The 12,349-nt window shown below is 44.9% G+C and carries 11 protein-coding genes; 8 read left to right on the plus strand and 3 right to left on the minus strand.

The features are described 5' to 3' along the window. Positions 1 to 54 precede the first annotated feature (54 nt). The 5 genes from AB1E22_RS20265 (at position 55) to AB1E22_RS20285 (ending at position 7,450) form a co-directional block, all read left to right on the plus strand. Positions 55 to 681 (plus strand): response regulator, encoded by a 627-nt coding sequence (locus AB1E22_RS20265; RefSeq protein ID WP_367597018.1) that lies wholly within the window; start codon positions 55 to 57, stop codon positions 679 to 681. Between the two features lie 62 nt (positions 682 to 743). Continuing rightward, entirely contained in the window at positions 744 to 3,611 is a 2,868-nt protein-coding gene (locus AB1E22_RS20270) for an ATP-binding protein (protein ID WP_367597019.1), read from the plus strand. A 368-nt stretch (positions 3,612 to 3,979) separates the two neighbouring features. After that, a complete protein-coding gene (locus tag AB1E22_RS20275; RefSeq protein ID WP_367597020.1) occupies positions 3,980 to 4,876 on the plus strand; it encodes a LysR family transcriptional regulator in 897 nt (298 codons plus the stop codon). Positions 4,877 to 5,037: 161 nt separating this feature from the next. Continuing rightward, on the plus strand, positions 5,038 to 6,156 hold the full coding sequence (locus AB1E22_RS20280; RefSeq protein WP_367597021.1) for an NADH-dependent flavin oxidoreductase: 1,119 nt from the start codon (positions 5,038 to 5,040) through the stop codon (positions 6,154 to 6,156). Positions 6,157 to 6,415: 259 nt separating this feature from the next. Further along, complete coding sequence (locus AB1E22_RS20285) at positions 6,416 to 7,450, plus strand: aldo/keto reductase (RefSeq protein ID WP_367597022.1); 1,035 nt, start codon at positions 6,416 to 6,418, stop codon at positions 7,448 to 7,450. A 107-nt stretch (positions 7,451 to 7,557) separates the two neighbouring features. Here AB1E22_RS20285 and AB1E22_RS20290 read toward each other — a convergent pair whose 3' ends face one another. Together AB1E22_RS20290 and AB1E22_RS20295 are read right to left on the minus strand one after the other, a co-directional pair. Further along, on the minus strand, positions 7,558 to 8,307 hold the full coding sequence (locus AB1E22_RS20290; RefSeq protein ID WP_367597023.1) for a MerR family transcriptional regulator: 750 nt from the start codon (positions 8,305 to 8,307) through the stop codon (positions 7,558 to 7,560). A 91-nt stretch (positions 8,308 to 8,398) separates the two neighbouring features. Continuing rightward, a complete protein-coding gene (locus AB1E22_RS20295; protein WP_367597024.1) occupies positions 8,399 to 9,619 on the minus strand; it encodes a diguanylate phosphodiesterase in 1,221 nt (406 codons plus the stop codon). Between the two features lie 343 nt (positions 9,620 to 9,962). Between AB1E22_RS20295 and ycgZ the strand changes: the two genes are divergently transcribed. From ycgZ to AB1E22_RS20310, 3 genes are all read left to right on the plus strand, one after another. Then, positions 9,963 to 10,202 carry a regulatory protein YcgZ gene (gene ycgZ, locus AB1E22_RS20300; protein ID WP_367597025.1) on the plus strand — a complete coding sequence of 80 codons (240 nt, stop codon included), beginning with the start codon at positions 9,963 to 9,965 and terminating at the stop codon, positions 10,200 to 10,202. Between the two features lie 173 nt (positions 10,203 to 10,375). After that, the gene (locus tag AB1E22_RS20305) at positions 10,376 to 10,699 is read left to right on the plus strand and encodes a hypothetical protein (protein WP_367597026.1); all 324 of its coding nucleotides are present in this window, start codon (positions 10,376 to 10,378) and stop codon (positions 10,697 to 10,699) included. Between the two features lie 51 nt (positions 10,700 to 10,750). After that, entirely contained in the window at positions 10,751 to 11,017 is a 267-nt protein-coding gene (locus tag AB1E22_RS20310; RefSeq protein WP_367597417.1) for a biofilm development regulator YmgB/AriR family protein, read from the plus strand. Positions 11,018 to 11,126: 109 nt separating this feature from the next. On the opposite strand, the gene AB1E22_RS20315 is transcribed toward AB1E22_RS20310, so the two are convergent. Next, a complete protein-coding gene (locus tag AB1E22_RS20315; RefSeq protein ID WP_367597027.1) occupies positions 11,127 to 12,272 on the minus strand; it encodes a methyl-accepting chemotaxis protein in 1,146 nt (381 codons plus the stop codon). Positions 12,273 to 12,349: the final 77 nt, after the last annotated feature.

The following is a 12,349-nucleotide window of genomic DNA, read 5'->3' on the forward strand; positions in this document are numbered from 1 at the left end:
GAAGACACGCGTAACTGTTTTGTTGCGCCGGAATATACGGAAAGGTCAAAATATATGCAGCGTATTTTAATTGTAGACGATCACCCTTTGATCCGCATGTCGATGCGCATGTTGCTTGAGCAGGAAGGTTATGAGGTCGTTGGCGAAATCGATGATGGTAGCGAAGTCTTGCCTGCTATCAGAAAGATGCAGCCAGATATTATCATCCTCGATATATTCCTGCCTAAAATGGACGGACTGAAAGTCATTTCGCGTATAAAATCAGAGGGTTCACCCGTTAAGATTCTTGTCGTTTCTTCTCAGGAAGAACAGCATTTTGCACCTCGTTGTATGCGCGCGGGTGCGACAGGGTTTATATCAAAAAATAATGGCCTTGATGAATTAAATGAAGCCATTAAGGCCATTGTTAAAAACAGAGTTTATTTTCCGGCGAATGTCTATAGTGCCGTAAATGAAGGCCCATCTGAAAATGATGCAGCTTTAATTTCAACATTGTCGAACAGAGAGCTCCAGATTTTTCAGTATTTAGTCCGAGGCTGGAGCAATAAAAAAATATCCGAAACCATGTTATTAAGCGACAAGACGGTAAGTACCTATAAAGTCCGTTTAATGAAAAAACTTAATGTGCAATCACTGGTTGAACTCGTCGATTTCGCAAAGATAAACTCAGTCATTAACTAATGTAGGCAGTGATGTATACGATTATAAGGAAAATAACATTTACCTGTGTGCTGGGTATTTGCATGGTTAATACAGGTTTATGCGCACAAAGCCCCTCAACGGATTGTGCCAGGCATCAGGAGCACAGTGTTAGCTGCGCTCCTGATACCGTCAAAACAGAACAAGTTTTTACCGGTGATGAGTTGGCATGGATTCAGCAACACCCGGTAATAAAAGTAGCTGTCTATTTACAAGAGCCTCCTCTGGCATATAAAAAACCAAACGGCCAGTTTTCGGGCATTATGCCAGGGCTTCTTAATGGCGTCAGTCTGTTGACTGGATTGCGCTTCGAATATCTGTATGTCAATGGTGTGACTCAGGCTGAATCCTACGTGAAAAATGGCCAGGCAGATATGATCGGCTCTATTTATCAAACATCAGGGATAAACATCCCCGTTACGACACCCTGGACAAATGACTCATTAATTATAGTCAAGCCAAAGGGTTCTGGTAAGACGGTAGATATCCTCGATAAAAAGATTGGCTTACAAGCTTTAAATCCTGCCGTCAACTATCTTATAACTAATTATCCGCGTACAAAATTTATCGTAGTTGAATCCAATGGCATTTTGAATGACATGTTAAAGAGAGGTGAGATTGATGCCTATATAAACTCCCAGCTTAACTCAATGTTCCATGATGATAACTCAAGCAGCAAAGGTAATGGAATCCATGATTTTAATGTGTCGGTATTTACTGAAAACAATCCCGTGAGTTTCGGGGTGACTTCACCAGAACTACTCAGTATTATGAATAAGTCGCTGGAGTCGTTGCCACATATCAATAACGATAGAAATACTTCCATTCAGCCTAAGCAATCAAAATCAAATAACACAATATTAATATATGCTGACAAATACTCACCAATATTATTTATTCTGCTGGCGTTAACAATAGTCTCAGGGCTTATTATTTTTGCAAGATTAATTAAATCAAAGCATGAGAAGGAATCTCTGGAGTTTCTGGATACCATTATTAAAAGTATGCCCAATGCGGTTTTTATCCGTGACGCAAAAGGGGTGTTGATTGGTTGTAATGATAATTACCTGCAGGAAGCGCGGGCAACCCGTGAACAGGCACTGGGTAAAAAAATCACAGCTCCGGAAGTTTATCGATTACTGGGCGATGTGGTTTACGAAATCGAAAAAGATTACATGCAGGTGATTAATAGTGGAGAAGCTCTGTTTAACGAACGTCAGGTGATGGTCAGCGACGAAGCCTTCCCGAGGACCGTTTTGCATTGGCTGTTACCATTCAGGAACGCACGTGGTCAGGTTCGTGGCATTTTTGGCGGATGGATAAACATCAATGAGCGTCAGCAATTATTACAGCAATTAGTTTCTGCGAAAGATCAGGCTGAGAAAGCCAATAAGGCAAAAACTAACTTTTTATCGACGATGAGCCATGAAATACGAACCCCACTGAACGCCATTACCGGCATGCTTGAAATCGCCATCAATAAAGGTTCTTTATCCAATAACAACAATGATAATGTTATTAAAGTTGCCTATGATGCCGCACTTAATTTGGTTGATCTGGTTGGGGATATTCTTGATGTGGCTAAAATTGAGCATGGCAGTATGATGCTTAACCCTGAGCCCACTAAGAATATTGATACCATTGTCGAATCGGTTGTAACGATGTTCCGTAGTGTGGCAGATAAAAAAGGGATTGAGCTAATTTTTAACGGAATGTCTAACTTGCCTGATGTCATGCTGGATGCTTTGCGTTTCCGACAGATTATTTCTAACGTTATCGGTAATGCAATTAAATTTACCGATGAAGGCCACGTTTATATCTCTCTTGATGGCCAAAAAACGAAGAGTGACACTCTGCTGCTTAATATCCTGGTTCGTGACACAGGAGTAGGGATTCCAGCGGAAGATATGGATAAGTTATTCGAGCCCTTTGCTCAGGCGAATAACAATCAAAGTATTAATGTTCGGGAAGGTTCAGGCCTTGGGTTAAATATATCCAGAACGCTGTGTAACATGATGAATGGTGAACTGGCATTAGACAGCGAGTATGGTTTAGGAACTACGGTACATATCAGCATGAGATTACCGCTGGTCAACCAAACCATTTCAAAATTCACCAGTCATAGTAGGAATGCCCATTCAGAAGAAAAACAAAAGCTGAAATGGGAAAAGGGTAAGATCCTGATTGTGGATGATTACCTGCCTAATCGATTATTACTGAGTGAACAATTACAACCGACGGGTTCAACGCTTTTTACTGCTAACAATGGTGAGGAGGGCTTTAATATTTGGTTAAAAGATGGCCCGTTTGATGTGGTGATCACCGATGTAAACATGCCGATTATGGATGGCTATAAACTCACCGAAAAAATACGTCACAATGAAAATAAGTACCAGCACATGCCGGCCTATATATTAGGGTTTACAGCAAGCGCCATTTCAGAAGAACACCAAAAATCTATAGATGCAGGAATGAATGGGCTCCTGTTTAAACCTTCAACCATCAACATGGTTTATGAAGAATTAATGACCGCTCAAGAATACATCCATAATGAGTACGAAAGCCGGGTTGAAGGATTATTACATATGTTGTCTAAGTTCACTGGAGGTAAAAGTGATAAGAATCATCAGATGTTGAATATGATTAAGCAGACGCTGGCTAATGATGCTTACGAGCTTGATAAGTATTTGAACAATGGAGATTCATCGGAATTGTGCGGCACCATCCATCGGATCAAAGGAGGGGCAAGTACGATCAGCATGAACAGCGTGCTCATCTGTTGTGAAGAGTTAAACCGTCTGTCTGCCAGTGGCATTGGGAATGATTACGTCCTGAAACAAAGCGTCCAACATTTGATTTTCGCTTTACGCCAGACTCAACTTATTTCTGAACATGTGTCTCAAACGCTGTAGTCACGGAGTGGAATACCAGACAGGATGTGATCGATTTCCGGAAAGGCGTAGCTGGGCGAACGATAGCCCAGCTACAGATAACTGAAGGGAATGGAATTAATTAAAAGATAGAATCAGTACTTACGAAATGCTCTGAAGTAAGAATAGGGAACGCATCGGACTATGAGTAAGTCAGGGGTATACCGAGTCGCTTACTGTTATGGTTAATTTAACATAATATACATTATGCGCACCAAGATTGTAGCAGCTCAATAGTAGTCCACGTTGAGCTAATAGAATGTCAGTCGCGTATAATCAAAGGAAACCATTGGCGATTTACAGTGACAAAGCCAGTATATTCAGGATTAACATTAAAACTGGGTTAATAAATGCGTCGTAAAAATGCTAACGATTATCAAGCTTTTATCGCGGTCGCCCGAGAAAAAAGCTTCACAAAAGCAGCCGCTCAGTTAGGTGTCTCGCAGTCGGCGCTGAGCTACACCGTAAGGACTCTTGAAGCGGATCTTGGCCTTCGTCTTCTTACCCGCACCACGCGAAGCGTTTCTGTTACAGAAGCTGGCGAGCGATTACTTTCTCGTATCGGCCCCCTTTTTGATGAAATTGAAAGCGAGATAACCGCGCTCAGCGGTTTGCGAGAAAAACCAGCCGGTACTGTGCGCATTACGGCCGTTGAACATGCCGCCGATACGATACTCTGGCCTAAACTCGCCCCTATGCTGCTTGAATATCCCGATATTAATATTGAAATCATCAGTGAGTACGGGCTCAAGGATATTGTTGCTGAACGTTATGACGCGGGGGTTCGGTTAGGCGAACAGGTCGATATGGACATGGTTTCCCTGCCTCTTGCCAGAGACTTCCGTTTTGCAGTGGTCGGAGCGCCCTCTTATTTCAAGGGGAAGAAGTATCCGGAAACGCCTCGTGATCTAAACGACCATAGCTGTATCAGGTTACGCCTGCCCACTCACGGTGGCTTCTATACCTGGGAATTTCAGAAAAATGATAATGAAATTAAGGTTCGTATTGATGGTCGAGCGACGTTCAGCACAATAAATATGATGAGACACGCCGCCCTTGATGGATTGGGGCTTGCCTATCTCCCGCTAGATACAGTCAGTGCATACATCGAAAATGGGATGTTAATTCAAGTGCTTATTGACTGGTGCCCCCCGCGTCCCCCCTACCATCTTTACTATCCAAGCCGTCTACAACATTCTCCTGCATTTGCACTCGTGCTCGAAGCACTTCGCAACCGTAGCCTTTGAGTTGGAGCTAATCCGTAACGAACTCAGTTGCATATAACCTCATTAAGAAAATAGACTTATAAGCCCATACGAAATTAAGCATCTAATTTCTGAATGATAAAGAGATTAAGATGCCTGAAACAATCATCTTCAATCCTTATCTCGTATAGGTGTGTCTATTCATGAAACAAACTCCACTGCTTGAAAGATTTTCACTCGGTAAAGGTGTAACCCTGCGCAACCGTATTGTTATGGCCCCCATGACCACCTGGGCTGGTAATGATGACGGCACAGTATCTTACGAGGAAGAAGCTTATTATCGTCGGCGCGTGCAGGACATCGGGCTGGTGATTACCGGCTGTACGCATGTTCAGGAAAATGGCAAAGGATTTACGGGGGAATTTGCTGCCTATGACGACAAGTTTATTCCCGGCTTAAAACGCCTTGCAACTGCCGCAAAAAGTGGTGGAGCGCCAGCAATCTTACAAATTTTCCATGCCGGTGTTAAAACCAGCCCTGAACTGGTTTCGGATATCGTTGCGGCAAGCGCCGTTCCCGGCGATGCTGGCCCTTTCGCGCCTTCCGTCACCCCTCGTGAACTGACATGCGCTGAAGTCGAAACCGTAATTCAGGCTTTCGGTGAAGCCACTCGCCGGGCCATTGAGGCGGGTTTTGACGGTGTTGAATTGCATGGCGCCCATGGCTTTTTACTTCAGAACTTTTTCTCACCTCATTCTAATCACAGAGTAGATGAATGGGGTGGATCTCTTGAAAACCGTATGCGTTTCCCACTCCGCGTCGTCGAAAGTGTACGTAAATCTATCGCTGAGCATGCAACGAATCCATTTCTGATGGGATACCGCATTTCACTGGATGAGCATTACGACGATGGTTTACGCATTGATGAATCTCTTCAACTGGTCGATCGCCTCATCGATGAGGGCATTGATTATCTTCATGTATCACTCGGTAATGCACTTGAAGCCCGACCGGTGAATGCGCCGAATGGCCCCAAGATCATCGAACTTGCTCGTGATTATCTCGCTGGACGTATACCTCTGATTGTTGCAGGACAACTCCGTACGCCAGAACAAGCTGAGGAAGCTGTTAAAACGGGAGTATCTTTGGCGGCTATAGGCCAGGGAATAGTTATGAATCCAGACTGGGTTAGGTTCGTACAAGGTCAAGCGGAAGGCGAAATCGCGGTCGACATTAGTGCTTCTGATGTGGAGCAACTTGCCATACCTCATAAACTATGGCGTGTAATTGAAGAAACGACTGGCTGGTTCAATATTCGGTAGAGTTATCTAATATGATCTTGAAGTTGCGTGGCGGGACTCAGCCGTGGTTAGTGGCGCACGATGAACTACACTCTATCTAAATTAAAAAGCGTGCATGGAATCCAATATTTCCGAAAGTTTTCGGCTCATTGTTACAGTTATCACGGATGGTGAGACTACTTCTGAGTATGAGCTTCTCGCAACCTGAGTTGTTGGCGGCTCATTCATCTTCAGATAATCATTTTATCTTTCCGTGGAACTGCCTTTAGGAGGTGAAGCCATGCGTTATCGCATCTTTGGAAATACAGGCCTCAGAGTCTCAGCTCTCGCTCTCGGTACAGGTAATTTCGGTAACGGCTGGGGTTATGGTGCGGATAAGGATGAAGCACATAATATCTATACCCACTACCGTGAAGCCGGTGGCAACTTTATCGATACGGCTGACCAGTACCAATTCGGGCAATCAGAAACAATGCTCAGCGACTTCATCGCAACCGACCGCGACGATATCGTGCTTGCCACCAAATTTTCTCTGGGCGACTCGCCTCAAGCAGGCCTCCAGCGCTCCGGTAATAGCCGTAAATCAATGATTAACTCCCTTGAGGCAAGTCTTAAACGCTTAAAAACCGATCATATCGATTTACTTTGGGTACACATGCCTGATGGGGTAACACCGATTGATGAAATTGCGAGAGCCCTCGATGATCTGATACGTTCTGGAAAAATTCTCTACGCTGGCCTGTCGGATTTCCCGGCATGGCGTGTTGCGACTGCCGCCACCTTAGCTGAACTTCGTGGCTGGTCGTCTGTATCTGCGGTGCAACTGGAATACAGTCTCGTGGAACGCTCGGCCGAACGCGAGCTTCTGCCTATGGCCGCGGGTTTTAACCTGGGCGTAGTGAGTTGGTCTCCTTTAGGCGGAGGCTTGCTTACAGGGAAATATCGCAAAGGCGAATCTGGACGAGCACAAGGTTTGGGCGCGGTGATACATGATGAGAGCAATCTAATCAAAACCACTACTGTTGATACCGTACTGTCTATTGCTGACGAAACGGGACATACACCCGGGCAAATTGCTATCGCATGGGTGCTTTCAAAGGGTACGCTCCCGATTATAGGTCCGCGTACAGCGGAACAACTTGCAGATAATCTCGCATCAGTCAACGTTCAACTGACGAGTGAACAGTTATCACGCCTGGATGCCGCCAGCGCAATTACGCTTGGGTTCCCGCACGACATCGTAGCCGCTTCTGCCCCGTCTCTTGGCGGTGGAAAGCATGAGTTAATTGATACAGCAATCCGGCCCGTACGTTGACATCATGCCGTGGGGCGAACGGTATATCATGACTACGTCTTAGCGTTTTCCTGGATCATTTTAATGTCCGCTTCACGCACTGAGCGGACATCCCTACACAACATCCACTACCCAACATAATGAAACGCAATTGCGAACCCTTGCTTATGCCAGTGCGCGAGTTGCTCTTGCTGACGCGGCGTTGATGTTGTTCCTGTCCAGACGAAGATATGCTGCCCAGGAAAGAGTTCCGGGCGAGGAGAATCCAGCGGTTCAGCCAAAACGTGAATGCGCCAGCCATTTTGTGACAACCGCCATGCTTCCAGCCAAAGACGCGTTCGGTCATCGCTATCCCAACCGATCAGTAACGTATCTCTACCTTCAGTTTTTCGTGAATCCGCAAGGCATTGAACAGCATATTCAATCAGCGCACCATCGAGCAGACTACTCATGGCCTGGGCAGTATTTTTATCCAGATCAAGGCACTGGCGGACCGGGATAAAAATATTGTCGATAAGATCGTCCACCGGAAAATCATGGCCGAATGAGGCAATTTTTGCGCGAAGTTTTACGGGCTGAATAAGACGCAAAACGCTCATCATCTCTTCTTGCAATGAAAGCCATTCTGCATGGACGGGTGGCGTACTGGCGCTAGCCGCTCTGGCTTCCAGCAGCGCTTTAACCTTCCCTACTGACACGCCACTTTTAATCAAGCGTTTAATCTCCTCAATACGCTCGATATCTTCTTCATCGAACTGCCGATGCCCGCCTTCACTCCTTTGAGGTTTTAGCAAACCATAGCGCCGCTGCCACGCACGCAGTGTGACAGGGTTGATTGCGCATCGTTCAGCGACTTCGCCGATACTGTAAAAGGCCATTAATTCCCTCTTCTGAGCTTTAAACGTCCATGTCGAAACTAACGACTCCGTGCAGGTTGTACAACATATTTTTTACATTGTACAACTTAGATCAAAGGTCTGCTTTCTTTTCTGGCCACGCCACAGCCGATATTCCACTAAGGCACGGGATGGCAAACAGATGCCCCTGAAACTGTGAAATACCCGCAGATTCAAGCCACATCCACTCCTCCGGTTTTTCAACGCCTACTGCAGAAACAGCGATTTCGAGCGATGCACAGCATTTGATCACCGCCTGAATGATGGCCTGGCGCGGGCCACTTTTGTGTACATCTTTAATAAGTTCACGGTTGATCTTAATTCTGTCTGGCTGAAATTGGGTCAACAACGAAAGCCCTGCGAACCCGGCCCCAAAGTGGTCGATGGCGACGCTGAACCCTGCAGCTTTAAGCTGACGGATGGAGCTGGTGAAATCATCAATGCGAGAGATAACTTCGCTCTCAGTAAATTCTACGGTTATCTGCTCTGGCACAAGGCCATTTATCTGAATTTCCCTTAACAAGAAATTAACCGCATCGGGGATCATCACCAGGGTCATTGGCAGCAAATTAACGGAAAAAGAAAATTCCCCGAGCTTTAGCGCACTCGCCATCGCAAAGGCGATTTTTTTGCTGTCGAGATCGGCCTGGTAACGCGCCTTCCCTGTTAATCCTTCAAAATAAGCGGCCGGCGAATTACCGCACGGCGTGCGAAGCAACGCTTCTACTGAAATGATTTTTTGGGCAAACGGGTCAATCATCGGCTGGAAGGCAAAGCTACAATCCGCTGCGTTATCAACCACCACGGCCGTGGTAGATCTCGCGTTATCGTCAGGAATGAAATCCCAAGACTCAGCGGGAGGAATTTCAAAATAGTTCTCTTTTTCCGTGGCCTCAACAAATGTGCGGAAGAACTGGAGCGCGCGATCGTTATAGATAAGTTGATATTTCGAGGTGCCTTTATCCAGCACCGTCTGAAGTACCTCCTCCCTGTCATGCTCTCTCAAATCAAAGAGTTCCATCCCTGTTTTCCCAAACCGACGCGCCGGAGCATAGTCGTAAAGCAACTCAACAACATTGTAATGGCGTTTATCCTGGCAAATATGGTGGTAAATACTCAGCACGCTCTCTTCCGGCCCCTCAAGCAACTGGAAGAAGTGAGTCCCATTGAACAGCAGGATGCCGGTTACATCGGCGTGATCATTTTTTAAGTTTGCGGCCGCCACCATATCCTTCAGCGAGTGAAGCGATATGTCTTTGCAGATGTGGCTACGGTAAATGATGGTCGTGAGCATGTTGTTTCCGATAGAGGGCCGTTTAGGTGTTTACAGTAGCAGAAGAAACGATAAAACCCTCGTTAAAACACACATATAGCAACATTTTATCTACACAAATAATACACTCTGATTTTTGAAGATGAAGACTCGCGGTCAGGGTGTGACAAAAAAACACATAACTTGTACATACAATCAAGCCCCTCTCTACCCCGTACACTTATAACCTATTGAAAATAAAAGTTAAGCATTTATTGATCAAGTTTTAGGACTAATCTATACGCATTTTTATGTACAAATTTTCAATGTTTGTATAACTTTATTTGTACATTTACTGATTACAAAATGTTTACAGGAGTAACTTATGCAACAGAACAATTATGTTCCGGATACCGCTAACGCCATTACCAGATATTTCTCAAAAGCGGCATTGCCTTCCCAGCAGGAAACATTGGGGCAGATTGTTGTAGAGATTCTTAGCGATGGACGCAGTTTGAACAGAAAATCAATCTGTACAAAACTGTTGCGCCGCGTTGAACAGGCTTCGGGTCCTGAAGAAGAGAGTCACTACCACACTTTGATTGGCCTGCTTTTTGATCGCTAGATTCAAACTGTCCAGATAGTGCCGATGACCGGTTTATTAAATCAACACTTGCGGGAGCAATATTTCAGGCTGTATATAAAAAGTCTGGCAACCTTCAGCTGATCTCAAGACATGAGCGCTGAATTCATGCCACGTTTCGGTTTCGAAACAATGTGGCAAGCAGAGACGCAGTTATGAATAGAAATAAATATGAACAACTTATAGATAAAGTGATTGGCGAGGCCGTTTTGTCAATCCTTCAGGAACATGGCCCTATAAATACCAAGGCATTAATTGCCAGGCTACAAACTATGGAAGCATCGGAAAAAGACCCACAGAGGCGCGATGTCATAGCCGATGTTATTGCGGATATCAGCAACAATAGGCTGGGCTCGTCGCGTAATACTTTGGCTTTTTCACAAAGGGAATGGGGCACGGAGAGCCATATGAATCAGGATAAAAATGTCTATCCCCTGTTTGGCGATAGAAACGAGCCAGGTAGCAGTAAAAAGCACTGACTACCTTTACGACTAATAACTTAACGATGGTGAGAGTAAATGACCCAGATGATGCTTCATAAATCAGAAATTTATGCCACTTTGCCGAACTCTGCATTGACTGCATATTTTCGTAACGCTGGCGACACGCTGGCCGATGAGGCCGTATTACTCGGAGCAGTAATACGCAGCATTCTTGCTACTGATGGACACCTCACTAATAAAGCGATTATCCAACGTTTAATCGAAGCCATTGAGTCTACCGATGATGTGGTAACCATTGACATTATTCGTAAAACGCTTGAAATCGTTGTTGACCACACGACGGACGATATTTGAGCAAAGTTCTCCTTGCACTGATTAGACAAAAACCACAAGTTTAAACGCTCCCTTATTATTGATAAGTGGAGCGTTTAATTTTTCAGCTAATTCTATTTCGCTGCTTATTTTAGAATACCAGGCCTACCGGTTGGCGCGTTCCTGCCTTTGGAATCGCTACGGCAGATATGCCCTCTTCATTACCCATGCGTAAGTTATTGGTTCTTTTCTGGAGTTCAGCGACCTGATTTTTAAGAACGTCAGAAGATTCAGCAAGCTCAACAACCACCGCCGCATTGCTGTGTGTGACTTTCTCAAGTTCCGACAGAGCAATCGTAATTTGCTGTATCCCTTTTTCCTGCTCGTTGGTTGAGATAAAAATATGCCCCATCAGGTTATTAAGATCGTCCGAACCAGAAACGATGTCATGCATATTTTTTTCTGCTTCTGAAACTAGTTTTGCCCCCTGGGAAACATTCGCATTGGTAATTTCGATAAGCGATTTAATGCTTTTTGCCGACTCGGAACTTTTTTTGGCCAGAATGCGGACTTCCCCCGCCACCACCGCAAATCCTTTACCGTGCTCACCTGCTCTTGCCGCTTCTACGGCCGCATTCAGCGCCAGGATATTCGTCTGGAAAGCGATGCCATCAATGATGCTCAATATTTCGGTCATTTTGTTTGAACAGTCGGTAATGGAAACCATATTTTCCGTGAGTTTCTGCATCAAATGGCTGCCGTGATCTGCCGATTTATGGGCTTCGCTGGTGATGTTATTGAGCTGACGGGTATTTTCCGCATTGCTTTTGGTGCCTGCGGAGATCTCTTCCATACTGGCGGCGGTCTGCATCAGCATGGCCGACTGCTGCTCCGTTTTTACCGACAGGTCAGCGCTTTGATTAGCAAGTGTTCCGGATAACAGACTGGCTGCCTGAGAGGAGTTTCGAATATCAAGGACCAGTCTTGATATTTCTTTGGAGAGTTTATTGATACCCGGAATTAACTTTCCGGCGCAGTTATTACCAAATTCACGAATATTTATTGAAAGATTCCCGGAGTTTATTTCATCAATATTTCGCTTTACTTCGTTGATAGGTTTTACAAGGTACTTTGTCATATAAAACCATAACGAAACAAACAATAAAAACCAGACGATATTTAACATGAATATGACATTCAAACTTGCAGAAAGCAGAGGGGAAATTAAATCCATTGCGACAAAAAACAGTGACACTACAACCACAATAACGGTTCTGACGCTGTAGTTATTAAGCATGTTTTGACCTGGGATTATTTTATGCTGGTGCATTTATTTATCGTTTATTTTTATGAGAAATCCAGTGTGCACATTAA

It is taken from the genome of Buttiauxella gaviniae, from assembly GCF_040786275.1.
GTDB lineage: Bacteria > Pseudomonadota > Gammaproteobacteria > Enterobacterales > Enterobacteriaceae > Buttiauxella > Buttiauxella gaviniae_A.

Bases quoted from the DNA above. Each gene is read 5' to 3' on its own strand.
- ycgZ (WP_367597025.1), top strand. From the start codon at position 9,963: ATGCAACAGAACAATTATGTTCCGGATACCGCTAACGCCATTACCAGA.
- AB1E22_RS20290 (WP_367597023.1), bottom strand. From the start codon at position 8,307: ATGGCCTTTTACAGTATCGGCGAAGTCGCTGAACGATGCGCAATCAAC.
- AB1E22_RS20270 (WP_367597019.1), top strand. From the start codon at position 744: ATGGTTAATACAGGTTTATGCGCACAAAGCCCCTCAACGGATTGTGCC.
- AB1E22_RS20295 (WP_367597024.1), bottom strand. From the start codon at position 9,619: ATGCTCACGACCATCATTTACCGTAGCCACATCTGCAAAGACATATCG.
- AB1E22_RS20305 (WP_367597026.1), top strand. From the start codon at position 10,376: ATGAATAGAAATAAATATGAACAACTTATAGATAAAGTGATTGGCGAG.
- AB1E22_RS20315 (WP_367597027.1), bottom strand. From the start codon at position 12,272: ATGCTTAATAACTACAGCGTCAGAACCGTTATTGTGGTTGTAGTGTCA.
- AB1E22_RS20275 (WP_367597020.1), top strand. From the start codon at position 3,980: ATGCGTCGTAAAAATGCTAACGATTATCAAGCTTTTATCGCGGTCGCC.
- AB1E22_RS20280 (WP_367597021.1), top strand. From the start codon at position 5,038: ATGAAACAAACTCCACTGCTTGAAAGATTTTCACTCGGTAAAGGTGTA.
- AB1E22_RS20285 (WP_367597022.1), top strand. From the start codon at position 6,416: ATGCGTTATCGCATCTTTGGAAATACAGGCCTCAGAGTCTCAGCTCTC.
- AB1E22_RS20265 (WP_367597018.1), top strand. From the start codon at position 55: ATGCAGCGTATTTTAATTGTAGACGATCACCCTTTGATCCGCATGTCG.
- AB1E22_RS20310 (WP_367597417.1), top strand. From the start codon at position 10,751: ATGCTTCATAAATCAGAAATTTATGCCACTTTGCCGAACTCTGCATTG.